This is a genomic window from Bizionia sp., assembly GCF_048259285.1.
Lineage (GTDB): Bacteria > Bacteroidota > Bacteroidia > Flavobacteriales > Flavobacteriaceae > Algorimicrobium > Algorimicrobium hallyeonense.
This window is the reverse complement of sequence record NZ_JBLXHU010000019.1, coordinates 1-21,641: the sequence shown is the minus strand read 5'-3', so window position 1 is coordinate 21,641 and position 21,641 is coordinate 1. Positions and strand designations below refer to the sequence as shown.

27 protein-coding genes are annotated in these 21,641 nt (G+C 34.5%); 11 read left to right on the top strand and 16 right to left on the bottom strand.

Annotation, left to right across the window (positions count from 1 at the left end):
* Positions 1-14: 14 nt before the first annotated feature.
* The 3 genes from ACN0QX_RS10265 to map all read right to left on the bottom strand — a co-directional run bounded on the left by ACN0QX_RS10265 (position 15) and on the right by map (position 2,142).
* Positions 15-395, bottom strand: coding sequence for a DUF423 domain-containing protein (locus tag ACN0QX_RS10265; protein WP_417196822.1), 381 nt, complete (start codon positions 393-395; stop codon positions 15-17).
* 161 nt (positions 396-556) lie between these two features.
* Positions 557-1,321, bottom strand: a complete 765-nt coding sequence (locus tag ACN0QX_RS10260) for a class I SAM-dependent methyltransferase (RefSeq protein ID WP_417196821.1) — start codon at positions 1,319-1,321, stop codon at positions 557-559.
* Positions 1,322-1,323: 2 nt separating this feature from the next.
* Positions 1,324-2,142: a type I methionyl aminopeptidase gene (gene map / locus ACN0QX_RS10255; RefSeq protein ID WP_248395583.1), complete on the bottom strand. Its 819-nt coding sequence runs from the start codon at positions 2,140-2,142 to the stop codon at positions 1,324-1,326.
* A gap of 121 nt (positions 2,143-2,263) precedes the next feature.
* Here map and ACN0QX_RS10250 point away from each other — a divergent pair, with 121 nt between their 5' ends.
* Positions 2,264-3,535, top strand: coding sequence for an acetyl-CoA hydrolase/transferase family protein (locus tag ACN0QX_RS10250; RefSeq protein ID WP_248395581.1), 1,272 nt, complete (start codon positions 2,264-2,266; stop codon positions 3,533-3,535).
* A 3-nt stretch (positions 3,536-3,538) separates the two neighbouring features.
* Here the strand turns inward: ACN0QX_RS10250 and ACN0QX_RS10245 are convergent, their stop codons facing one another.
* The 4 genes from ACN0QX_RS10245 to pepE form a co-directional block, all read right to left on the bottom strand.
* Complete coding sequence (locus ACN0QX_RS10245; RefSeq protein ID WP_417196819.1) at positions 3,539-3,952, bottom strand: BT0820 family HAD-type phosphatase; 414 nt, start codon at positions 3,950-3,952, stop codon at positions 3,539-3,541.
* Positions 3,953-3,987: 35 nt separating this feature from the next.
* Positions 3,988-5,505 carry a 2,3-bisphosphoglycerate-independent phosphoglycerate mutase gene (gene gpmI, locus ACN0QX_RS10240; protein WP_417196818.1) on the bottom strand — a complete coding sequence of 506 codons (1,518 nt, stop codon included), beginning with the start codon at positions 5,503-5,505 and terminating at the stop codon, positions 3,988-3,990.
* A gap of 130 nt (positions 5,506-5,635) precedes the next feature.
* Positions 5,636-6,115, bottom strand: a complete 480-nt coding sequence (locus ACN0QX_RS10235) for a GNAT family N-acetyltransferase (protein WP_417196817.1) — start codon at positions 6,113-6,115, stop codon at positions 5,636-5,638.
* A 2-nt stretch (positions 6,116-6,117) separates the two neighbouring features.
* Positions 6,118-6,825: a dipeptidase PepE gene (gene pepE / locus ACN0QX_RS10230; RefSeq protein ID WP_417196816.1), complete on the bottom strand. Its 708-nt coding sequence runs from the start codon at positions 6,823-6,825 to the stop codon at positions 6,118-6,120.
* A 113-nt stretch (positions 6,826-6,938) separates the two neighbouring features.
* On the opposite strand from pepE, the gene ACN0QX_RS10225 reads away from it, so the two are divergent.
* From ACN0QX_RS10225 to ACN0QX_RS10180, 10 genes are all read left to right on the top strand, one after another.
* Positions 6,939-7,724, top strand: a complete 786-nt coding sequence (locus ACN0QX_RS10225) for a hypothetical protein (RefSeq protein WP_417196815.1) — start codon at positions 6,939-6,941, stop codon at positions 7,722-7,724.
* Complete coding sequence (locus ACN0QX_RS10220; protein ID WP_417196813.1) at positions 7,711-8,490, top strand: hypothetical protein; 780 nt, start codon at positions 7,711-7,713, stop codon at positions 8,488-8,490. The genes ACN0QX_RS10225 and ACN0QX_RS10220 overlap by 14 nt, the downstream gene beginning before the upstream one ends.
* Positions 8,477-9,220, top strand: a complete 744-nt coding sequence (locus ACN0QX_RS10215; RefSeq protein WP_417196811.1) for a hypothetical protein — start codon at positions 8,477-8,479, stop codon at positions 9,218-9,220. The genes ACN0QX_RS10220 and ACN0QX_RS10215 overlap by 14 nt, the downstream gene beginning before the upstream one ends.
* A gap of 7 nt (positions 9,221-9,227) precedes the next feature.
* Positions 9,228-10,031 (top strand): hypothetical protein, encoded by an 804-nt coding sequence (locus ACN0QX_RS10210; RefSeq protein ID WP_417196809.1) that lies wholly within the window; start codon positions 9,228-9,230, stop codon positions 10,029-10,031.
* 66 nt (positions 10,032-10,097) lie between these two features.
* Entirely contained in the window at positions 10,098-10,601 is a 504-nt protein-coding gene (locus tag ACN0QX_RS10205; RefSeq protein WP_248395563.1) for a DUF6702 family protein, read from the top strand.
* A 64-nt stretch (positions 10,602-10,665) separates the two neighbouring features.
* A complete protein-coding gene (locus tag ACN0QX_RS10200; RefSeq protein ID WP_417196807.1) occupies positions 10,666-12,975 on the top strand; it encodes a M1 family metallopeptidase in 2,310 nt (769 codons plus the stop codon).
* 81 nt (positions 12,976-13,056) lie between these two features.
* Entirely contained in the window at positions 13,057-13,344 is a 288-nt protein-coding gene (locus tag ACN0QX_RS10195) for a Sec-independent protein translocase subunit TatA/TatB (protein ID WP_256476048.1), read from the top strand.
* A 459-nt stretch (positions 13,345-13,803) separates the two neighbouring features.
* The gene (locus tag ACN0QX_RS10190) at positions 13,804-14,280 is read left to right on the top strand and encodes an Hsp20/alpha crystallin family protein (RefSeq protein ID WP_417196804.1); all 477 of its coding nucleotides are present in this window, start codon (positions 13,804-13,806) and stop codon (positions 14,278-14,280) included.
* A 96-nt stretch (positions 14,281-14,376) separates the two neighbouring features.
* The gene (locus ACN0QX_RS10185) at positions 14,377-14,637 is read left to right on the top strand and encodes a hypothetical protein (RefSeq protein ID WP_417196802.1); all 261 of its coding nucleotides are present in this window, start codon (positions 14,377-14,379) and stop codon (positions 14,635-14,637) included.
* An 11-nt stretch (positions 14,638-14,648) separates the two neighbouring features.
* Entirely contained in the window at positions 14,649-15,134 is a 486-nt protein-coding gene (locus ACN0QX_RS10180) for a hypothetical protein (protein WP_417196800.1), read from the top strand.
* A 175-nt stretch (positions 15,135-15,309) separates the two neighbouring features.
* On the opposite strand, the gene ACN0QX_RS10175 is transcribed toward ACN0QX_RS10180, so the two are convergent.
* The 9 genes from ACN0QX_RS10175 to ACN0QX_RS10135 form a co-directional block, all read right to left on the bottom strand.
* Positions 15,310-15,534 carry a hypothetical protein gene (locus ACN0QX_RS10175; protein WP_248395557.1) on the bottom strand — a complete coding sequence of 75 codons (225 nt, stop codon included), beginning with the start codon at positions 15,532-15,534 and terminating at the stop codon, positions 15,310-15,312.
* A gap of 258 nt (positions 15,535-15,792) precedes the next feature.
* A complete protein-coding gene (locus tag ACN0QX_RS10170) occupies positions 15,793-16,920 on the bottom strand; it encodes an oxygenase MpaB family protein (protein WP_417196798.1) in 1,128 nt (375 codons plus the stop codon).
* Between the two features lie 109 nt (positions 16,921-17,029).
* On the bottom strand, positions 17,030-17,674 hold the full coding sequence (locus ACN0QX_RS10165; protein ID WP_417196796.1) for an O-methyltransferase: 645 nt from the start codon (positions 17,672-17,674) through the stop codon (positions 17,030-17,032).
* 63 nt (positions 17,675-17,737) lie between these two features.
* A complete protein-coding gene (locus tag ACN0QX_RS10160) occupies positions 17,738-18,820 on the bottom strand; it encodes an amidohydrolase family protein (protein ID WP_248395553.1) in 1,083 nt (360 codons plus the stop codon).
* 3 nt (positions 18,821-18,823) lie between these two features.
* On the bottom strand, positions 18,824-19,360 hold the full coding sequence (locus ACN0QX_RS10155; RefSeq protein ID WP_248395552.1) for a 3-hydroxyanthranilate 3,4-dioxygenase: 537 nt from the start codon (positions 19,358-19,360) through the stop codon (positions 18,824-18,826).
* A 48-nt stretch (positions 19,361-19,408) separates the two neighbouring features.
* Positions 19,409-19,864 carry a hypothetical protein gene (locus ACN0QX_RS10150; RefSeq protein ID WP_417196793.1) on the bottom strand — a complete coding sequence of 152 codons (456 nt, stop codon included), beginning with the start codon at positions 19,862-19,864 and terminating at the stop codon, positions 19,409-19,411.
* A 3-nt stretch (positions 19,865-19,867) separates the two neighbouring features.
* A complete protein-coding gene (locus tag ACN0QX_RS10145) occupies positions 19,868-20,650 on the bottom strand; it encodes an SDR family oxidoreductase (RefSeq protein ID WP_376861813.1) in 783 nt (260 codons plus the stop codon).
* The gene (locus ACN0QX_RS10140) at positions 20,647-21,309 is read right to left on the bottom strand and encodes a hypothetical protein (RefSeq protein WP_376861811.1); all 663 of its coding nucleotides are present in this window, start codon (positions 21,307-21,309) and stop codon (positions 20,647-20,649) included. Before ACN0QX_RS10140 ends, ACN0QX_RS10145 begins: the two co-directional genes overlap by 4 nt.
* Before the next feature lie 2 nt (positions 21,310-21,311).
* Positions 21,312-21,641: aldehyde dehydrogenase family protein (locus tag ACN0QX_RS10135; RefSeq protein WP_417196790.1), on the bottom strand; the 330-nt coding region annotated here is incomplete at its 5' end.

Sequence of the window (21,641 nt, the reverse complement as noted above, 5' to 3'; positions counted from 1 at the left end):
TTTATCATTCCGTTTTAAATTACCAATAAAAACGCATTAACCAGTATCAAAAACCAGCCAGCAACTAAAAGCAAGCCGCCAATAGGTGTGATTGGTCCTAAAACCCGAAGCTTTTTTCCTATAGCATCAGATAATACCAATCCATAAATACTGAAAGAAAATAAAATAATACCAATAGTAAAGCACCAGTAGGTTGTGGCGGTTACGGTGTAAGGGCTAAAACCTAATGCTAATAATACAATGGCATGATACATTTGGTATTTCACGCCAACTTCAAAACTTTGTAATTGATCTGTAGATAATGTTTTCTTTAAAGCATGTGCGCCAAAGGCACCAAAAATTACGGCTAACATTCCAAAAATTGCAGCTGTTGCAATTATAATTTGATGTATCATTTTAGTTGGTTTTAGAAGTTCAGTTTAAGTACTATTTAAGTTAATAGTTAAAATTTTTTAACTATAAAATCAGTATTAGTTATTAAAAAAAAAGCAAGATTTCTCTGTAAAATTCTGCGAACCTTTCGGCTTTTATCCTATGATAAGTTGCCATTCAATCTTTATTTATAAACAACCGGAATAATTTCGCCTTTGGCCAAACAATAGCGTTCTATTTCAGCATCAGAAAGTGTAGACGTATAATCCAATTCTTCAACTTTAAATCCCACGTTTCGGAGTTTATCAAAATAATCACGACCATAAATTCTAACATGATCATATTGCCCAAAAATGGCAGCACGTTCTTTTTTATCGGTAATGCTATCATCTTCAAAAGTACTATCGCGATTTAAATCTTGCGGAATTTGAAATATGCCATAACCACCAGGTTTCATAACTCTGAACAATTCTTGCATGGCTTTAGTATCATCTGGAATATGCTCCAAAACATGATTGCATAAAATAATATCATAACTATTGTCTTCAAAGGGAAGATTGCAAATATCTGCTTTCACATCTGCAATTGGCGACTCTAAATCTGTTGTTGTATAGTTGAGGTTATTAAGTTTTTGAAAGCGTTTTAAAAAACATTGTTCTGGTGCAAAATGAAGCACACTTTTTTTAGCGGTAAAAAAATCGGTATCATTTTGTAAATAAAGCCAAAGTAATCTATGGCGTTCTAAAGAAAGGGTAGAAGGTGATAGCACATTATCACGCTGGTTCCCGTAACCGTATGGTAGAAACGCTTTAAAACTTTTGCCATCAATAGGGTCTGTATAGGTATTGCCTTTCATGAAAAAAGCTAAAATAGGACGTGCTAAATAGCTTAACCTAATTAATATAGGTCTAGGAATAACGTTAAGAATTGTTTTAAAAAGTTGCTTCATTATTAAAGCACTAACGCCTTCTGTCTAAACGCATCCTCCTCATCACTCACAATCCCTAAAGCCTCATAAATATATCCAAACGTAGAAAGCAATTCAGGTTTTCCATCAACAATAGCTACATCATGTTCAAAATGAGCCGACGGTTTATTGTCTAAAGTAGTAATGGTCCAACCATCACGATGTTGTTTTATTCTATGAGTTCCCATGTTTATCATAGGTTCAATAGCAACTACTTGGCCTTCCACAAACTTTTTGCCACGACCTCGTTTACCATAGTTTGGCATTTCGGGATCTTCATGCATTTTACGGCCTATGCCGTGTCCTACTAATTCACGAACCACACCATAACCTCTGTCTTCACAGTATTTTTGAATAGCATAACCAACATCTCCAACACGATTACCAACTTTAAATTCACGAATCCCTTCATATAAAGATTGCTTGGTAACATCTAAAAGCGTTTGAATTTCAGGAGCTATTTCGCCAACAGCAAATGTATAGGCGTGATCACCATAAAAGTTGTTTTTTATAGCACCACAGTCTATAGAAATAATATCGCCTTCTTGCAAAGGTTCATTTGTTGGGAACCCATGGACAACTTGTGAGTTTGGACTCATACAAAGCGTATTTGGAAAATCATACAAGCCTAAAAATCCAGGTATAGCACCTTGCTCCCTAATAAAATCTTCGGCCAATTTATCTAATTGTAATGTGGTAACACCCGGCTTTACCTCTTTGGCAAGCATTCCTAAAGTTTTAGATACAATTAAAGCACTTTCACGCATTAATTCTATCTCTTCTCTTGTTTTTACTATAATCATAATTCAAAAATATGGGCAAAGATACTTAATTTAAACAAGCTATGTAATCTTTAGGAATATGACTTTTGGCAGCTTTTAGTTCATTCTTTTTCTCGAACTTTGCACTTTAAAATTGGAACCTATGTATAAGTCAGTTTCGGCGCAAGAGGCCGTAAAAATCGTAAAATCAAATAGTAAAATTTATATTCAAGCAGCTGCCGCAGCACCGCAAGTTTTACTTCGTGCTTTAACAGAAAGACATGAAGAATTACGCAATGTAGAAATTTGTCAGCTACACACCGAAGGTGATGCCCCTTATGCGAACCCAGAATATCGGGATAGTTTTCATGTGAATTCCTTTTTTATAGGAAAAAATGTGCGGCACACCTTGAAAGCAGGAAACGGTTCATATACGCCTGTTTTTTTAAGTGAATTACCTTTGCTTTTTAAACGTAATATTGTGGATTTACAATATGCTTTTATTCATGTGTCCGTACCTGATAAACATGGTTATTGCTCTTTAGGTGTTTCTGTTGAAGCAACGTTAGCCGCTATTGATAATGCAGATGTTGTTATAGCACAAGTAAATGTACAAATGCCAAGAACCCATGGCGCGGGAATTATTCACCATTCTGAAATTGATGTTTTTGTAGATTGTGATGAAGCTTTACCAACGCATGACATGGTAACGCCTTCCGAAATTGAAAGTAAAATTGGAACCCATGTAGCGGGTTTAATTGAAGATAGAAGTACACTTCAAATGGGAATTGGTAATATTCCAAATGCCGTTTTAACACGCTTAACGAATCATAAAGATTTAGGCCTGCATACGGAAATGTTTTCCGATGGTGTTATTGATTTAATTTTGAACGATGTCATTAACGGAAACTATAAAGGCATTAATCGTGGTCGCGCTTTAACAACCTTTTTAATGGGTTCCAAGCGACTTTATGACTATGTAGATGATAATCCATTTGTAGAAATGCGGGCTTCTAATTACACAAATGATGTGTCTATTATAAAACGAAATCCTAAAATGGTGGCTATAAACTCTGCTATAGAGGTGGATGTTACGGGACAAGTTTGTGCAGATTCTATTGGAGCACACATGTACTCCGGTGTTGGTGGGCAAATGGATTTTATTCGTGGCGCTTCCTTAAGTGAAGGCGGAAAAGCAATTATTGCTTTGCCATCTACAACAAAATCTGGAATTAGTAGAATTGTTCCAAGTTTAAAACCTGGAGCTGGTGTGGTAACAACCCGATCGCATGTGCATTATGTGGTAACGGAATATGGTATTGCCAATTTGTACGGGAAAACTATTAAAGAACGCGTGAAAGCATTAGTAAATATAGCACATCCTGATCATCAAGAGACTGTTGATAAAAGTTACTTTGAATTAATAAGAGGATAAATTTTATCTTCTAAAGAAGGAAAATAATCCTTTCTTTTTTGGAAGGTTATGAGGGTGGTACTTTGGGTTGGCAAGCAATTGATAAATTTCACCCCAACCCAAAAGACCACCTATATTTCTGTCATCTACAAAAATGTCCGCATGGATTTTTCGACTTTTCGTATAATCGAATTGCTCTTCCGGAAAACTTTTATTTACAGCATAAAATTCCAAGCCATTTTCTTTACAAAACGCAACAGCTTCTGCTAAACGAATATCGCTTCTATATGTCCATAAAATTATTCTGTGACCTTCTTTTTGCAAGCGTTCAAGTGTTTCAAAAGCAAATAGTTTAGGCTTTCCAATTTTTGGATAGGCATCTTCTACAATGGTTCCATCAAAATCGACGGCTATAATAAGTTTATCGGTGAAATTCATAGATTACATCTAATTCCTAAAATACAAAATTAAGCTTATATAAGAGGATGTTGCGTCATGGCTTCCGGTTGTGGAACTCCCATGAGTTTTAAAATTGTTGGTGCTAAATCGCCCAAAACCCCATCTTTAATAGATTTTAAATCCTTGTCAATTAAAATTATTGGAACTGGATTTGTGGTATGTGCTGTATTTGGTGAGCCATCTGGATTTATCATGGTCTCGCAATTACCATGGTCGGCAATTAGTAATGTGGTATAGTTATTTTCAAGCGCTGTTGTTATAACATCTCTAACGCACGTATCCACCACTTCACAAGCTTTTATTGCTGCAGCCATAACACCTGTATGACCAACCATATCTCCATTTGCAAAATTTAAACAGACGAAATCTACATCGCCTTTCTGCAATTCTGGAATTAAAGCATCACGCAATTCGTAAGCACTCATTTCGGGTTTTAAATCGTAGGTAGCTACTTTTGGGGAGTTTCTTAAAATTCGAGTTTCACCTGTAAACGGTGTTTCACGACCACCAGAAAAGAAAAATGTTACGTGTGGATATTTTTCAGTTTCGGCAATCCGAATCTGTTTCTTATTGTGCTTTTCTAAAACTTCGCCAAGCGTATTATTTAGATTGTCTTTATGATACACGACGTGAACGTTATTATAAGTGTCATCATAACTCGTCATGGTTACAAAATACAAATTAAGCTTATGCATATTTTGCTCATGAAAATCCACTTGCGAAAGTGCTTCCGTTAACTCACGACCTCTATCTGTTCTAAAATTGAAAAAGATTACTACGTCGCCATCCTTGATGGTTGCTTTTGGTTGATTTTGCCCATCAACCATAACTATAGGTTTTATAAACTCATCTGTAATACCGGCATCATAACTTTGTTGAATGGCGTCCGTGGCATTTTTTGCTGGAGTTCCTATGCCATTCACCAAAACATCATACGCTAACTTAATACGCTCCCAACGTTGATCCCGATCCATGGCATAATATCTACCCGTAATACTGGCTAATTCGGTTGGTGAATTAATTATAAAATTTTCTAATTTTGAAATAAAATCAAAACCTGACTTTGGGTCTACATCACGACCATCTGTAAAGGCATGAACATACGAATTGGTAACACCGGCTTGATTGGCCGCATCAATTAATCCGTATAAATGATTAATATGAGAATGCACACCACCATCACTTACCAAACCTACAAAATGAACAGGTTTGTTATGAATGTTTGCGTAGTTAAAGGCATCCATTAAGGTGTGCTCGTCTTTGAGGGTATTATTCTTTACGGCCAAATTAATTTTCACCAAATCTTGATATACAATGCGTCCAGCGCCAAGATTCATGTGACCCACTTCGCTATTTCCCATTTGACCTTCAGGGAGTCCAACATGCAAGCCATCGGTTCGTAAACTTGCATGTGGATATTTAGAATATAGAGAATCTATAAATGGTGTGTTGGCATGATCTATAGCGGAAACTTTAGGGTCGGGAGATTTCCCCCAACCGTCTAAAATCATTAATATCACTTTTTTATCCATGGTAAAAATGCTAATAATTTAAAGCACAAAGATAGGCGTTTATTATTTCTTTGGTTTCAAAATTAAGCTTGAAAATGCTCGTGAGTTTATAATTGAGGTTTAAAAACAGCAGGTTGCTTTAAATTGTTTTTCACAGGTAAAATAGTTTTTTAGTCATCAAAAAATGAATACCAATACTTTCAATATTAAAGCTTTCTCCTTCAATTTGATAGCCATGATTTGTATAGAATTTGGTGGCCACTTCGCGCGCATTAAACCATAATCTGTCAACCTTCATTTTTAATAATTTCGCTTCACCTGCCTGAATTAAAAGTGCTCCCAAGCCTTTTTGTTGATGATTTTTTAAAATAGCCATACCTCGTAATTGATACTGTAGTTCTTCAGGAAAAACTGCGTTTTTATTTTTTATATACGTGGCAACGCCAATAATAGTTTCCTTATAAAATAATCCTAAATGGCATGTTGATGCTAACTTGTCACCTTCAAAAACACAATCTTCAATAGGTCTACCGGCTCTTAAAACCGGTTGTCTAACAGCATAGGTTTCTTCAGCAGAAATAGGCTTAACACAATAGTTAAATTGGTCTATATTATGGGAATTAGTTGTCATACTTATGTTAAATGCTGTAAGCTAGTATCCGTTTTAATTTCATAAGGTTCCTTTTCATATTCAAATATTCGAGCATCTAAAGTTCCTTTCAAGGTGATGGATTTACCTTTTACTTCTAACCAACTACCTTCACGTAATCCAACAACAGGAAATGTGTTGTATGCATGAAATTCTTTAATTCGTGTTTCGCGGGTTTCACCCATGTGTTTGGTATTCGGGATGGGATCTAGATAATGAGGATTAATATTAAATGGTACAAAGGCTAGTGCCTTAAACGTTGGCGGATATACAATAGGCATATCATTGGTGGTATTAATAGTTAAACCGCAAATATTACTGCCAGCGCTAGTTCCTAAATATGGTGTGCCGGCATGAATGGCATTTTTTAAAGCTTCCATACAGTTGTTTTTATACAATTGAGAAAGCAAAACAAAGGTATTACCTCCACCTGTAAAAATACCTTCAGTTTGATTTATTGCTTCTGTAGCCGATTCAAACTCATGAATCCCAATCACGTTTTTATTAATTTTTTGAAAAGCCTCACGTGCTTTTTGGGTGTACTCATCATGCGACATACCGCCTGGTCGTGCATAAGGAATAAATAAAATAGTTTGGCAATTTTTAAAAAACACCTGCAATTCTTCCAATAAATAATCTAAATATCCACTACCATGAATAGTTGATGTGCTTGCAATAAGTAATTGTTTCATAAGCCAAATTTTTGTAAATTTAAGTAAACATTGGATTTAACAAAAGTTTATCTACTATTTGCATTTTAATTAAGATTTGAAATAGTTTCTTTATCACAACTAAACCTACCACTATGAAACATCAATTACTCGGATTTCTCTTCTTATTTACAATTGGAACTGTTTTTTCTCAAAGTACAACACGTGTTGAAGTGGAAGGGAAAATTATAGCGAATAGCGATGTGGAAGGTGTTACCATTTTTAATATTTCATCTAACAAAGGAACCATTGCGGATATTGATGGTGATTTTATCATGGAAGTGGCTATTAAAGATGTGTTGGAGGTTTCGGCTTTACAATATGAAGCACGAACAGTTGTGATAACTCAAGATGTTATTGATTCTAAAAAACTGCGCTTATTTTTAGTGGAAGCTATTAATACCTTAAGCGAAGTAATTTTGTTGCCATCCAAGTTAACAGGCGATTTATTAGTTGATATTAAAAATGCCGAAACTCAAAAAGCAATTCTTATGAGTTTTGGCGATTTGAGCAATTTGGAATTTGGTGAAGATGAGTTTACAAAACCACAAAATATAGCTGCCGATCCTGGTGTTTTTTATAATGGGTTGAATTTTGCAAATATTTTTGGAATCAATAAATTATTAAATGCATCTTTAAAAAAAGAATCTGTTCAATTACTTCGTGATAAAAGACCATTGGATTTAGCCGATATTTATTCACCACAATACATTAATGAAACGTACAATATTCCTTTAAAACAGGTTGAACCATTTTTTGCATTTTGTTTGGAAAACGGATTTGAAGTCAGCATGTTAGGAGAGAAAAACGAATTGAATCGTATGGAGTTCTTGCAGGAACAAAGCGAATTGTTTTTAAAACAAACTAATGGGCAGAATTAAATTATTTCTTTTATTGCTGTTGGTTACCATTCAACAAAGTTACGCGCAAACTATAGTGCTATCGGGGAAAGTGCAAAGTACAACAGACGTAGAGAACATTCACGTTATTAATAAAACGGCACAAAAATTCACGATTACTAATGTTGATGGGGCGTTTCAGATTTCTGCAACTTTAAATGATACGTTGATTTTTACATCTATTCAACATAAAATTACATCTGTTTTAATAGATGCTGAAATTATACAAAATAAAACCTTGGTGGTTACTTTAGAAGAGCAATTAAATGAATTGGATCAAGTAGTCGTTGGAAAAATATTAACAGGGAACATGGTGTTAGATGTTTCTAGTGTTGAAGAGGAACCGATGACATCTCAGAAAGCAGGCATTCCCAGTTATCAAGGACCGCTTAAAACCCAAAGCGAACGTAAATTAAACGAAGCGACTACGGGAGGCGGGATCATTCCGCTCAATCCTATTTTAAATGCCATTTCGGGTAGAACCAAAAAGTTGAAAAAACAGGTTAAATTAGAGGAGAAGGACGATTTAATGTTTAGAATAAAGAACGAGCTTTCTAACGATTTGTTCACTGAAAATCCGTTACCAGAAGAATATGTTATGGAGTATTTTTACTTTGCTTCCGAACAACCAGATTTTTTAGCGCGTTGCAAAAACAAATCATCTATTGAAATTTTGAATTATCTAATTGAAAAATTACGCGTTTTCAAACAAAATCTAAAAATCGCTCATACTCATGAAAGCGATTAGATTTGGATTCTTACTATTTATTTTCACCGCAAATATGTTTTCTCAAACTATAGATTTGGAAGGTCAGGTTATCACAAATTTAGATGCTGAAAATATTCATGTCATTAATAAAACATCAAAAAAATTCACCATTACCAATGCTTCTGGCGCGTTTGAAATTCCGGGAAAGCTGAATGATGTCATTATAATTTCATCTATTCAACATCAATTAATTTCTTTGGTTGTAGACGCTGAAATGCTTCAGGAGAAACAAATTCAGGTGTTTTTGGAACCTTTAGTAAATATGCTGGATGAAGTCGTGGTAGGAAAAGTGCTTTCAGGTAATTTATTGCAAGATGTTCAATCCATAGCAAGCGAACCCATGACAGCTAAAAAAGCAGGTATTCCTAGTTTTCAAGGAAAAATGCCCACCCAAACCGAAAGGCGTTTAAGTTATGCTAAAAGTGGTATGATTGGCATGCTGGTAAACACCATTAATGGCAACATTAAACGCTATAAAAGGCAAGCAGAACTCGAAGAGAAAGATGAGCTTTTGCACAAAATTCGCGTGGCTCATGAAGCTGATTTGTTTACTAATTATCCATTAGAACCAGCTTTGCGTATGGATTATTTTTACTTTTGTTCTGAAGATACGAAATTTTTAGAGCGTTGTAAAAGTATAAATGGAATTGATGTTTTGCAGTTTTTAGTTGAAAAATTGGAACGCTATAAACAAAATATAAAAAGGTGAACGTGTTATGGGTAAATTCCTATGCATCCTGATTTTGGTTTGTGGTTTTACGCAGCACCATGTGGTTGCGCAAACTAAAATGCTTCGGGGAAAAGTACTAACATCTCAAGATGCCGAGAATGTTCATGTTATTAATAAATCATCAAAAAAGAACACTATTACTAATAGTTTTGGACTGTTTGAAATTGAAGTCAAGTTACAGGATACCTTAATTTTTTCGTCCCTTCAGCATGAATTGCAAATGCTTATGGTGGATCAAGAAACTTATAAAAACGGAACGGTAGTTATTACCTTATTGGAACACGTAAATAAACTAGATGAGGTAACCGTTGGAAAAGTTTTAACCGGAAATATGAATTCTGATGTGGCTAATGTGAGAGGCGAACCCATGACATCTAAAAAAGCGGGTATTCTCAGTTATCAAGGCAAACCATTAACACAGACACAACGACATTTAAAAGATGCTGGCGATTTAGACCCAAAACTCGGTGGCTCTTTAGGAGGTTTAGGAGCTTCAATTAGGTTGGTTCCGGTTATTAATGCTATCACCGGTAGAACCAAAGAAATGAAAACGTATGTGCAATTAGAAGAAAAAGAAGCGCTTATGTATCATTTAAAAACCCATATTTCGGAAACTGTTTTTGCCGATTACCCTTTGGAGGATGTATATATTATGGAATTTCTCTTTTTTGTTTCAGAACAACCAGACTTTCTACAACGTTGTAAAAACAAATCAGCGGTTAATCACTATGAGTATCTTAAGGAAAAGCTGTTTATTTATTATGATAATAAAAACATAAAGTATCCGTAATTTTAAGATGGAATAATTTTTGAACCCAATGAATAACTACATTAGCATTTTAAAAATCACAAATAAATGAAATTACTTAAATACCTATTCATTTTAGCCATTATTCCACTTCTAGCTTTTTCGTCAGCACACAAATATTATGTGAGTATTACGCAAATTGAATATGTAAAAGAAAAACAATCCGTTCAAATTATAACCCGAATATTTGTAGATGATTTCGAGCGTTTAATTCGCACAAGATATGACGAAACTGTAACATTAGCAGCCAAAAGTGAGTCTAAAAATGTAAACCAATATATTGGAAAATATCTTGTTGAAAAAATGGCGATAACCATCAATGGCAAGCACGCTAATATGGTGTTTTTAGGTAAAGAATATGAAAATGACATTGTGTATTGTTATTTAGAAATTACAAATGTGCCTTCAATCCAATCATTTGAAGTTAGTAATCAAGTATTATTCGATTTGTTTCCTGACCAGAAAAATATTGTAAGAACCAATATTAATGATGAGAATAATAGCTTTATACTGATAAAACAAAATGATAAAGGAATGTTAAACTTTAATTAAATTAATTCATTACCTTAAAAAAGTGTTAATTTTCCAATCAATTATATAGTAATACAAACCAACTATGAGAAAACTAAAGTATCTTTTTCTATCTGCTTTATTTGTTTCCCTTGGAGCATTTGCTCAAGATGAGGAACAGAAACCAGAACGCAAACCAGGTCATACAAACAATAATAAATTCAAACAATTGTATGATGAATTTTCAACACCAAATATGTTCCGTACAGCATCGGGAGCACCAGGTCCAGCTTATTATCAGCAGCAAGCAGATTATAAAATGGATTTAACGTTGGATGATGACAAAGCCACAATATCCGGTTTTGAAACTATTACATACACTAATAATTCACCGGATCCTTTAAAGTATTTATGGGTGCAGCTAGATCAAAATATGCGTGCTAAAGATTCACAGTCGCCTTTAATTGAAGGTAGTGGTGTACGTGGAGCACAACAAGCTGGTAGCTTTGCTTCAGAATATATGACAGACGGTTTTGATGGTGGTTTTAAAATAGAAGCCGTTACAGATGCTAGCGGAAAAGCATTGCCACACATGATAAATCGTACCATGATGCGTGTTGAATTGCCAAAAGCAATGGGTACAGGTGATAAGTTTGTATTCTCTATCAAATGGTGGTACAATATTAATGATTATGTAAATATGGGTGGACGCTCTGGATATGAATTTTTCCCAGAAGATGGTAATAGAAACTATATTATTGCACAGTTCTTTCCAAGAATGGCTGTTTACAGTGATGTAGAAGGTTGGCAAAACTCCCAATTCTGGGGACGTGATGAATTTGCTTTACCGTTTGGTAATTATGAAGTGAATATTACGGTGCCTTCAGATCATATTATGGATGCAACGGGTGTTTTAACCAACCGTAAAGAGGTGTTTTCAAAAGACATGATGAAACGTTACGAACAAGCGCAAAAATCCTATGATAAGCCTGTTTTTATTGTAACACAAGAAGAAGCTGAAAAGGCAGAAAAAGGTCGTGCAACAGGGAGTAAAACCTGGAAATATTCGGCGGAAAATGTTCGAGATTTTGCATTTGCAACGTCTAGAAAATACATTTGGGATATGATGGCAGTTAAAATTGGCGACAGAGATGTCATGGCTGTTTCTATGTACCCGAAAGAAGGAAACCCGTTATGGGAAGAGTGGTCCACCTATGCCGTGGCAAGTACATTAAAAACATACTCACGTATGACATTTGATTATCCATACCATAAAGCTATTTCGGTTCATGCCAAGCAACAAGGAATGGAATACCCAATGATTTGTTTTAATTACGGACGTCCAGATAAAGATGGAAAATACAGCGATCGTACTAAATACGGGATGATTAGTGTTATTATCCATGAAGTAGGCCATAACTATTTCCCAATGATTGTAAATAGTGATGAGCGTCAGTGGACTTGGATGGATGAAGGTTTAAATACCTTTGCTCAATATGTAGCTGAACAAGATTTTGGTGAGTGGTATCCAGCCGCTTTATCTGAAGGACATGATAAATATCCATCAAGTCGTGGACCAGCCGCTAACATTGTACCTTATATGGGTGGCGATCAAGATTATATTGCGCCTATTATGACTAAAGGTTTAAACACCTATCAGTTTGGAAATAATGCTTATGGAAAACCGGCTACAGCTCTAAACATTTTAAGAGAAACCGTTATGGGGCGTGAGTTGTTTGACTATGCCTTTAGGGAATATGCAAACCGTTGGATGTTTAAGCACCCAACGCCAGAAGATTTCTTTAGAACTATGGAAGATGCATCGGCATTCGACTTAGATTGGTTCTGGAGAGGTTGGTTTTATACAACAGATTATGTAGATATGGGTGTTAAAGAGGTGAAAAAATATTATGTTTCATCGGAACCTAATGCACGTATTAAAGAAATGGTAAAACAACGTGGCATGAAAATGAGCGATTTACCACCTTTAGTTTATATGGTTGAAGAAGGAAGTGAGGAATTTACTGAAGACATGAAAAATAGGACGCTTTTAGAAAACTCACCAACTTTAAAGGAATATGTAATGGATAATTTTACACCTGAAGAACGTGCTAAAATTAAACAACCTAAATATTTCTACAGCGTAACGTTTGAGAAGCCAGGCGGATTAGTCATGCCAATTATAGTGGAGTATACCTATGCCGATGGTACAACCAAAATGGAAAAATATCCAGCACAAATCTGGCGCTTAAATGATAAAGAAGTAAGCAAAGCAGTAGCGTCTGATAAGGAGATTGTTAAAATTACTGTCGATCCTAATTTAGAGACAGCTGATGTAGATACATCAAACAATTCGTGGCCACGAGAAGTGAAACAAAGCCAGTTTGATCAGTTCAAGGATAAGAAAAAAGATTAATTATTATAATATTTTATTAAAAGCCGACTTTTAACAGTCGGCTTTTTTTATTCGTATCAAACTACTTACTATATTTGCATCGTGATACAACAAGCCATATACTTATTTATAGGTACTACCGAAATCATGTTTATACTATTTATAGTAGTCATGGTCTTTGGTGCCGATAAAATTCCTGAAATAGCTCGCGGAATGGGTAAAGGTATGCGCATGCTTAAAGATGCGTCCAACGACCTGAAATCTGAAATCACCAAAAGTGCCGAAAAAAATGGCATTGATACCAGCGTTACCAAAGATGTTCAAGACGAACTGAATAAAGTAAAAGACGAATTGGAGGATTTTACGGGGTCTGTGAGGCGGAAGCTCTAAAGGAATATTGGGTCTTTACTTGGTTAGATAAGCAATTTCTTTATTTTAATTTTTCAGTTTCGTTTACGTTCTTGTATATGAAAAGTTGCGTGTAAATAGGCACAAATTTTTCGGATTAGCACAGACCATAAATATATAAAATAGCCAATGAATTAAGCACTTTGCAGGAATTTTTTATATACGTTGTTGTGTGTAGTACTTATTCCCAAGCTTTGATTCGGTAGGTTTTATTTTTCATACCTAATTTCCATTTTTTAATATAAGTACAAATGTAAATATGTCATTTTATTGTGTATAAATATGACAATTATTCAGAATTATGACAAAATTTCATAGAATATTGGACAAAATTCCCAACAAAAGTCCTTTATTCGATTTTGGTATTTTATTTGTTTAAGATGGAAATGAAATCGCAATAGATTTCAAATTTGAAATAATGTTTAATTAAATTTTTTAATTATGAGCAATTTAGCAACTGTTCCTAAAAACGGAAGTTTAGCGAACAGAAATTCAAATCAAAACTTCCCTACTGTGTCAAACTGGTTAGAAGATATCTTTAATAGAGACCTACCATCAGTATTTACCTCAAATTTTAATACTGGCATTACTTTACCGAAAGTGAATATCAAGGAAACTGCTGATGCCTTTATGGTGGAAATGGCGGTTCCAGGTCTAAAGAAATCAGATTTCCATATTGACCTCGATAATGAAGTATTATCTATTTCTACAGAAACGAAGGAAGAAAGTGAACACAAGGAAGAAAATTATACTCGTAGAGAGTTTGGTTATTCCTCGTTCAAAAGAACCTTCACTTTACCAGAAAGTGTAAATGATGAAAAGATTAATGCGAGCTATGAAAATGGTATTTTGAGTATTCTTTTACCGAAAAAAGAGGAGGCTAAACAAAAGCCTGCCAGAAGTATTAAGATTTCATAATTGTTTCACTAATTTTTTAAGTAAAATATTGAGAAGGATGCTGAATAAATCAGCATCCTCTTAATAATCAGTTTAATTCTTTAAAACTATATCGTTATGCCAAGAAAGTTTAAATCTGGGGATTGGGTAAAAGTTAAAGGAAAACTTACCGCTCCAAAAATGCAGGTTCTCAAATACGTTCCAAAAAAAGATTCAATACTTGGATTAGTAGATAATGATACTTATTTGGAATGTATATGGTATAATAGTGGTGAAAGAAATTGTGAAGTGTTCCACCAAAACAAATTGATTAAAACCATAGAAACTGGTGGACTGTTCAGAACATTTTTGCCAACGCCTAAATTAATTTTAACTTAAAATCTAAAGTGATGAAAAAGTATATTTTGTTATTTATGGTTGGATTGTTAAGCATTAGTTGCAACGGACAAAAAAATGAACAAAAAACAGAAATAAAAGAAAGTGATGGTAAATTAGTTGAACAACCTAAAGGCACTTGGAAAGTCGATAAGGAATTTGATGAAAATGGTAATTTGATACGGTATGACAGCATTTATTCTTGGTCATCCAATGGCAAATTTGACAATCTTTCAGTGTCTGATAAGGATAGTTTGATGCAATCATTTAAATCAAGATTCTTTACAAATTATTCAGGATTTGTAAACGAGGGTTTTGAAGCTATTTTTTCTCAAGATTCACTTTTTAGCAAACGTTTCTTTAATGATGATTTTTTTGGAAGTAATTTTGGTAATGATTTTATGGACATTGATAAATTAAGGCAACAAATGATGGCAAGACAGAAGGAGTTTTTAGAAAAATATCAGTCTGAATTTATTAAACCTGAAGACGAAAATTAAATAGTTTTCGTCTTTTTTTTCTTTTTAGTTTGGATTTTTCTCGCATTACACACAACGTTATGATATGAAATCGTTTGAATGTTTTATATCAGTTGAAAACGAAGTTCGTTAATTTTTTTAAGAAAGTCAAGCTTTAACTATTCTGTTAAATGATAAGCTATTACGAATTATAAACTTACTCTATAATCTCATAATCAATATCCAATTTTCGTAACGCTCGTAAAGCGGAACCCGAGTTTTTATCAGATACGGCAATAGCAACAGCATCGCCTTCTAAAAGGATATCGGTGAGTTCATTAGCTAGAGATTCAGATATGTTATTTGAAATTTCAACCATACATTTGGCTATCGCTCGTCTGTCTGGTTTTTGAGCTTCACAGGACAATAAGTTTAATTTCATAAAAAAATAATTTATAAAGGTGCTAAGTTAGAATCCAGACTACACGTCCACATTACATGCAAATTGATGAGCTGGTTTGTTTATTATAGCAACCAAGTTAGGTAAAATTAAATAAAGCAATTTATTTCCGATAGCTTGCAGGATAAATAGGTTTATAGACCTTGCTACTAGTTCATAACTCCATCGTGAATTGCCATTAAGAATATTCCACGAGAGGATAATTTTCTAAATGTTGTATTTAGAATTTTAAATGACCTGTTAAGTGATGGCATTTTTATAATCATTCAATATACTTTTCTGATTTGCTCTTCCTTCCTGAATTTCCCGTTCTGTGTTTATAATTAATTGATTCTTCAATTGCACGGCTTTCGGAATGATATTCTTAAATCGGACTTCTGGTATATTTAAGTTTTGCCGGATGTCGCCATCAATTAAATAATTAGAAATACTTTTATGAATATATCCCATATTTCGTTTAATAATATCTAACTTAAACATACCTATAGGTGTGTTTTCATTTAACAACGACTCGGAGAGTTTAATAGCATCTTCGTCTGGTTGCCCTTGGTATTTAGTCCAAAAATGAAAGAAACTTAAAGCTTCCATTTTATTGTTCGGAATAAGTTCCTTTGGAACACCTAAAAGATAGGTTACGTATTTCCATAGGTGGAAAACGCCTAATTCTTCCTTTTCAGAATAGTTGAAATTTAATTTTTGTAATCCATATAAGTAGTAAACCGTGAAAGCAATGTTCGTAGCAATCATATCGGCATAATTAATGGGCTCGCCATAGCAATCTTTATTCCATTCTGGATGTTTTTTTTGAATCATTAAGCGCGAGGCAGAATGAATTAAGCGCGTTTGCATGCATGCATTTAAGCGCTTGCCATGTGCATTTTTATCGCTTCTACTAACTTCAACCCAAAAATTGAGTGTGTTATAAAGGCGGTTAGCGGCTCCCTTTTCTAAAGATCCAGTAGCAACTAAAGGCTTGGTTAGGTTTGCAAAATTATATCCACCTAAAAGGGCAAAGTTGCGTAAAACCAAGAGTCCGTTTAGACCACTTCTTTCTGAAAGTTTACAGCCTGCTTGAATTAAATCAAAATCAACCCAATTTGGGACATGGTACAAATTATTTTTAAATTTCAGATAGTTTAAAGGTAGGTTCTTATTTTCATGATTCTGGTGTATAGATTTCATGATGGTTTTAAAATCACCATTTTCTAACCACACTTTTGTTAATGTTTCTAGCTCATCATCGTACTGAAGAAATAATTGAGTGCTATAATTAGATATTAAATTTTCTTCATGGATATTGGCCCAAACTAGAAAATCTTTACCGTTGCCTGTCTTCCAAAAGCTGTTATTTTCCGTATTCTCAAACATGGTTGTTTTGTTGGATTATAATAGATATTAGTATGTAGAAATGACATTAATCAAAAAATTTAGGCTCCTTTTATGGGAAATGCTTTACATTTTTAAATGTCGTGAATTATTATTTTTTTCTACTAATCGTTAACCCATCACGAATGGGTAATAAAACAGTTTCTACACGTAGATCGTTTTTAAGCAATGTGTTATATGCAATTAAAGCAGGAGTGGATGTGTCGTCCTTTTTAAAGCTTGTATCGAGTATTTTACCACTCCAAAGTACATTATCTGACAAGATGATGCCTCCAGGATTTAAACGCTCTATAATCAGTTCAAAATACGCAGAATAGTTTTCCTTATCGGCATCTATAAAAACCAAATCGTAGGTTTTATTGAGTGTTGGAATAATATCCAAGGCGTTTCCTAAATGCTGATGAATTTGCTTTCCAAATTCAGATTTATCAAAATATTTGCGCTGAAAATCAACAAGCTCTTCGTTAATATCAATGGTATGAAGTTCGCCTTCCTTTTGCATGCCTTCTGCTAAACACAAAGCGGAATACCCGGTATAAGTGCCAATTTCCAAAATGGTTTTTGGGTTGATTAATTTAGAAATCATACTTAACACGCGACCTTGGTAATGCCCACTTAACATGCGTGGTTGCAAAATTTTTTGGTAGGTTTCTCGTGTTAACTGTTGTAGTAATTCAGGTTCGTTTTCCGAATGGTTTACCACATAGGTATCTAAATCTTCTGAAAGGAAATGCATGTTTTATTGTTAACTGTTGCGAGTTGTTTGTTGTTGAGCTGCTTGCTTGATTATAGTGGCAATTTATCCTAAAATCCGGTTGACTAATTTCTGTTTCGCTATTTCATCATCACCACACAACCACTGGATAACGTTGTCTTCCCAAATGGCATCGCGTTCGGTTTCTGAAATTATTTTTTGTTCCATTGCCAGATCTAAAATCTTTCCGGGATAGGACGATTGTTTTTCACTTTCCATTTCGCCTAGTGGATAGGGATCATCAAGTCCCATTAACACTTGTTTGGAGCCTTGATTTTTTATTAATAATTGCAGGCCACCAGTATCATGAACCAAAGTATCAAAAAAGATGTTTTTATGTCCAACGGCTTTTCTCGGGTGACTTTTGCCTTCAAATAAATCTGGTCTGCCATCAAACCCTTGAATTCGGCGGCCTAAATTAATTTGTGCTAGTTGGCCACCATGTGCAAAACAGGTTCGCATATTTGGGAACTTATCTTGGTACCCATTTAAGGTTAAAAAATGATAGGCATCCGCGCATTGCGCCAACATCCAAATTAAGTGAAAACGCCAAGAGGTGTTTTCTAACTTAATGAACTTTTCACCATCATAAGGGTGAATTTCTACAGCTAAATTATATTTGTTGGCCAATTCAAAAATGGGCTCATTTTCTTCATCAAAAATACAACGCCACGTACCAATGGTATCCATATAGTGCGTTGGTAAGCAGAGCAATTGCATGCCTAGTTCTTCCACACAACGTTCAATTTCCCAACAGGCACCTTCTACAAAACCAGGGTGAACAACAAAACCACAGGTAAATTTACTTGGGTTTTCGCGTTGTGCTTTCGCATTAAAATCATTTTGAAAACGCAAGGCTTTTCGCATTTCTTCCACACGTAAACCATTTCCGTATAACTGCGATAAATTTAAAACTACGGCGTGGTCTATTTTAAAACGCTCCATCCATGCTAACTTTTCATCTAAAAAGAAACTAGAATCCGTAATGGGTCTGTTCCAATCCTTCTGAAGCATAAATTTCCGGTCTTTATCTACCCAGAAAATACCCTTGTCTTGCATAAACTGGGGAATTTCCTCTGGATAGGGAAGTAGGTGTGAGTGGCCGTTAATTCGAAGTTTTCGTTTCATAATTTAGTCTTCTATCTGTACTTTTTTTGGTGGCTCCATGGTTTCGCCACAATTAGGACATGTTCGTTTGGCTTGATCGCCGTAGTATTTATCAAAAATTACAGGCATATCCGTTTCAATATTTTCAACGGTAAAATCCTCTTCGTATAATTTAGTGGTGCAGTTTTCACAGAACCAAAGTAAGGCATCTTGGACACCTTTTTCTCGAGGATATTCAATTACTAATCCCACGGTGTTGGCACCTCGTTGTGGAGAATGCGGCACTTTTGGCGGTAGTAGGAAAATGTCTCCTTCGTTTATATGAATATCTTTTGGTTTGCCATTTTCTATAACCTTTAAAACCATGTCACCTTCTATTTGGTAAAAGAATTCAGGTGTTTCGTTATAATGGTAGTCCTTTCGGTTGTTTGGGCCGCCCACGACCATCACAATAAAGTCGCCATCTTTCCAAACAACTTTATTGCCAACTGGTGGTTTTAAAAGATGTCTGTTTTCTTCTATCCATGCTTTAAAATTAATAGGTGGAAATATGGTGCTCATTTTGTGTTTTTTTAAGAAATGAATGATATAAAGTTACAAACTTTGGCATCAATTTGTATCATATTCACTCGTGTTTATTTTTTTCTTCTTGCCAAATCGAAGATCAATTATCCTATAAGAATCGTTACTAAATTCTACGGTAAAGTAAATTTGATAGCGTGGTTTTAATTTCGATTTACTGTTTTTATAAAAGTTGCGTTCATACCAAACAATGTTACGATCATCGTCTACAGTGGTATGTGTATTGGAATCAATTCGATCTCTAGTATACTCGAGGGATAAAAATGTGGTTTCTGAATCTAAATACGTCTGATCAATAATATTTTTATTGGCTAATAAAGGTATCACATTATCAATTTGATTATACTGAATCCAATTAGCAATTTCTTTAACTATTGGCAGTTTATCAATTTCTGCATTGGAATAGTTTTTCAGCGTATATTGGGCATGACCTATTCCTGAAAAAAGCATGAAAACTATTGTGATATAAAAGGTCTTAATCATTTTTTAAAGACTTTTAGTTCGTCCGCCATCAACAGGAAGATTAATGCCATTAATATAACTAGCGCGCTCGCTGGCCAAGAAGGTAATAGCATCAGCTAACTCTTCAGGTTTGGCAAAACGTTTAGCTGGAACGGCTTGTTTCATTGCGTTGGCAGCTTCTTCTTCGCTATTTCCGGATTTAGCTGATTTGTTTTTAATAATCTCTGTCAATCTTTCCGTTCCAGTCGCACCAGGAAGCACGTTATTCACCGTAATTCCAAATTGTCCTAACTCATTGGCAAGGGTTTTACTCCAATTGGCAACAGCGCCACGAATGGTGTTACTAACACCTAACCCATCAAGAGGTTGCTTAACGGATGTAGAAATAACATTTATAATTCTACCATAACCAGCTTCTTTCATAAAAGGAACAACCGTTTGGGCTAGCACATGATTACATTTTAAATGTTGTGTGAATGCTTTTTGAAATTCGTCCAAATCTGCCATAAAAACGGGGCCTCCGGCTGGTCCACCTGTGTTATTTACCAATATATGGAATCCGTGATTTTTTGAAATATAGTCAGAAACTTTTGACTTCAATTCGTCTGGGTTTGAAAAATCGGCAACAATATAATCGTGGTTTCTATGATCTGATAAGTCTGCTAAAGTAGCTTTTAGCTTGTCTTCGTTTCTAGCTATTAAGGTAACTTGAACACCTTCATTGGCAAGTGCCATGGCTGTTGCTTTTCCTATTCCTGCTGTGCTACCGCAAACTAATGCGTATTTGTTGTTTAGATTTAGATTCATATTAATTTTATACTTTTTTTAAAGGCTTCAAATTCAATATCGGCTTTTTCGTTCATTTCTAAAGACTGATGACAACTAAACTGATAATAAAAATTTTGATGTTCAAATTTAATGCTCTTTTGTTCTACTTTTATTGGTTTTTTGAGTTCTTTATGTTCAAATAAATATTCTGAGTCATCTTCAAAAAATTGACAATTATTTAATGTGTAAGGGACATAAATATTAACAATTTTATAATCTTTTAAAACAGAGTTGTCATTTTTTCTTGACATATGGATTAATTCTTCAAAATTCTTATGGCCATAACTATCAAACTCTGATTTAGGTGTTATTTTAAGTATTATAGAAGGAGAAAACAAGCCATCATGTTCGGGAAGGTCTTCGTAATATTTTGTAACAATACAAATAGGACTTCCTAAATCTTCATAAACTTCATTTTTTATCGATTCATAAAAACCATCAAGAATTTGTTTGTCTTTTATTTTGCCAAAATCTTTAATTTTAACAAAACCCCATGATTTAGGAATGGTAAACATGATTCCTAATTTTTTATTTATATAATATTCATTATGAGTCACAACTGCTTGAAGAGGATCGATTATTGCGCCTGTCAGAGCTAAACCAATTAATTTTGTGAATTCTCTTCTGCCAATTCCCATCTTTAATATTTTATACAAACATTTTTGGCTTCTGTAAAAAAGCGTAGGGCTTCAAAACCACCTTCACGACCAACACCAGATGCTTTTACACCGCCAAAAGGTGTTCGTAAATCACGCATCATCCACGTATTCACCCAAACAATACCAGCTTGTAATTCATTGCTCATGCGCATGGTACGTTTTAAATTATTTGTCCACAGTGTTGCAGATAAACCGTATTTAACTTTGTTAGCCATTTGTAATACGGCATCTTCCGTTTGGAAAGGCATGATGGTAACAACTGGCCCAAAAATTTCTTCTTGATTCACGCGGCATTCGTCGGTTGGTACTTC

Excerpts from the sequence above, each read along its gene's own strand:
- ACN0QX_RS10265 (WP_417196822.1), bottom strand. The coding sequence starts at position 395 with ATGATACATCAAATTATAATTGCAACAGCTGCAATTTTTGGAATGTTA.
- ACN0QX_RS10260 (WP_417196821.1), bottom strand. The coding sequence starts at position 1,321 with ATGAAGCAACTTTTTAAAACAATTCTTAACGTTATTCCTAGACCTATA.
- map (WP_248395583.1), bottom strand. The coding sequence starts at position 2,142 with ATGATTATAGTAAAAACAAGAGAAGAGATAGAATTAATGCGTGAAAGT.
- ACN0QX_RS10250 (WP_248395581.1), top strand. The coding sequence starts at position 2,264 with ATGTATAAGTCAGTTTCGGCGCAAGAGGCCGTAAAAATCGTAAAATCA.
- ACN0QX_RS10245 (WP_417196819.1), bottom strand. The coding sequence starts at position 3,952 with ATGAATTTCACCGATAAACTTATTATAGCCGTCGATTTTGATGGAACC.
- gpmI (WP_417196818.1), bottom strand. The coding sequence starts at position 5,505 with ATGGATAAAAAAGTGATATTAATGATTTTAGACGGTTGGGGGAAATCT.
- ACN0QX_RS10235 (WP_417196817.1), bottom strand. The coding sequence starts at position 6,115 with ATGACAACTAATTCCCATAATATAGACCAATTTAACTATTGTGTTAAG.
- pepE (WP_417196816.1), bottom strand. The coding sequence starts at position 6,825 with ATGAAACAATTACTTATTGCAAGCACATCAACTATTCATGGTAGTGGA.
- ACN0QX_RS10225 (WP_417196815.1), top strand. The coding sequence starts at position 6,939 with ATGAAACATCAATTACTCGGATTTCTCTTCTTATTTACAATTGGAACT.
- ACN0QX_RS10220 (WP_417196813.1), top strand. The coding sequence starts at position 7,711 with ATGGGCAGAATTAAATTATTTCTTTTATTGCTGTTGGTTACCATTCAA.
- ACN0QX_RS10215 (WP_417196811.1), top strand. The coding sequence starts at position 8,477 with ATGAAAGCGATTAGATTTGGATTCTTACTATTTATTTTCACCGCAAAT.
- ACN0QX_RS10210 (WP_417196809.1), top strand. The coding sequence starts at position 9,228 with ATGGGTAAATTCCTATGCATCCTGATTTTGGTTTGTGGTTTTACGCAG.
- ACN0QX_RS10205 (WP_248395563.1), top strand. The coding sequence starts at position 10,098 with ATGAAATTACTTAAATACCTATTCATTTTAGCCATTATTCCACTTCTA.
- ACN0QX_RS10200 (WP_417196807.1), top strand. The coding sequence starts at position 10,666 with ATGAGAAAACTAAAGTATCTTTTTCTATCTGCTTTATTTGTTTCCCTT.
- ACN0QX_RS10190 (WP_417196804.1), top strand. The coding sequence starts at position 13,804 with ATGAGCAATTTAGCAACTGTTCCTAAAAACGGAAGTTTAGCGAACAGA.
- ACN0QX_RS10185 (WP_417196802.1), top strand. The coding sequence starts at position 14,377 with ATGCCAAGAAAGTTTAAATCTGGGGATTGGGTAAAAGTTAAAGGAAAA.
- ACN0QX_RS10180 (WP_417196800.1), top strand. The coding sequence starts at position 14,649 with ATGAAAAAGTATATTTTGTTATTTATGGTTGGATTGTTAAGCATTAGT.
- ACN0QX_RS10175 (WP_248395557.1), bottom strand. The coding sequence starts at position 15,534 with ATGAAATTAAACTTATTGTCCTGTGAAGCTCAAAAACCAGACAGACGA.
- ACN0QX_RS10170 (WP_417196798.1), bottom strand. The coding sequence starts at position 16,920 with ATGTTTGAGAATACGGAAAATAACAGCTTTTGGAAGACAGGCAACGGT.
- ACN0QX_RS10165 (WP_417196796.1), bottom strand. The coding sequence starts at position 17,674 with ATGCATTTCCTTTCAGAAGATTTAGATACCTATGTGGTAAACCATTCG.
- ACN0QX_RS10160 (WP_248395553.1), bottom strand. The coding sequence starts at position 18,820 with ATGAAACGAAAACTTCGAATTAACGGCCACTCACACCTACTTCCCTAT.
- ACN0QX_RS10155 (WP_248395552.1), bottom strand. The coding sequence starts at position 19,360 with ATGAGCACCATATTTCCACCTATTAATTTTAAAGCATGGATAGAAGAA.
- ACN0QX_RS10150 (WP_417196793.1), bottom strand. The coding sequence starts at position 19,864 with ATGATTAAGACCTTTTATATCACAATAGTTTTCATGCTTTTTTCAGGA.
- ACN0QX_RS10145 (WP_376861813.1), bottom strand. The coding sequence starts at position 20,650 with ATGAATCTAAATCTAAACAACAAATACGCATTAGTTTGCGGTAGCACA.
- ACN0QX_RS10140 (WP_376861811.1), bottom strand. The coding sequence starts at position 21,309 with ATGGGAATTGGCAGAAGAGAATTCACAAAATTAATTGGTTTAGCTCTG.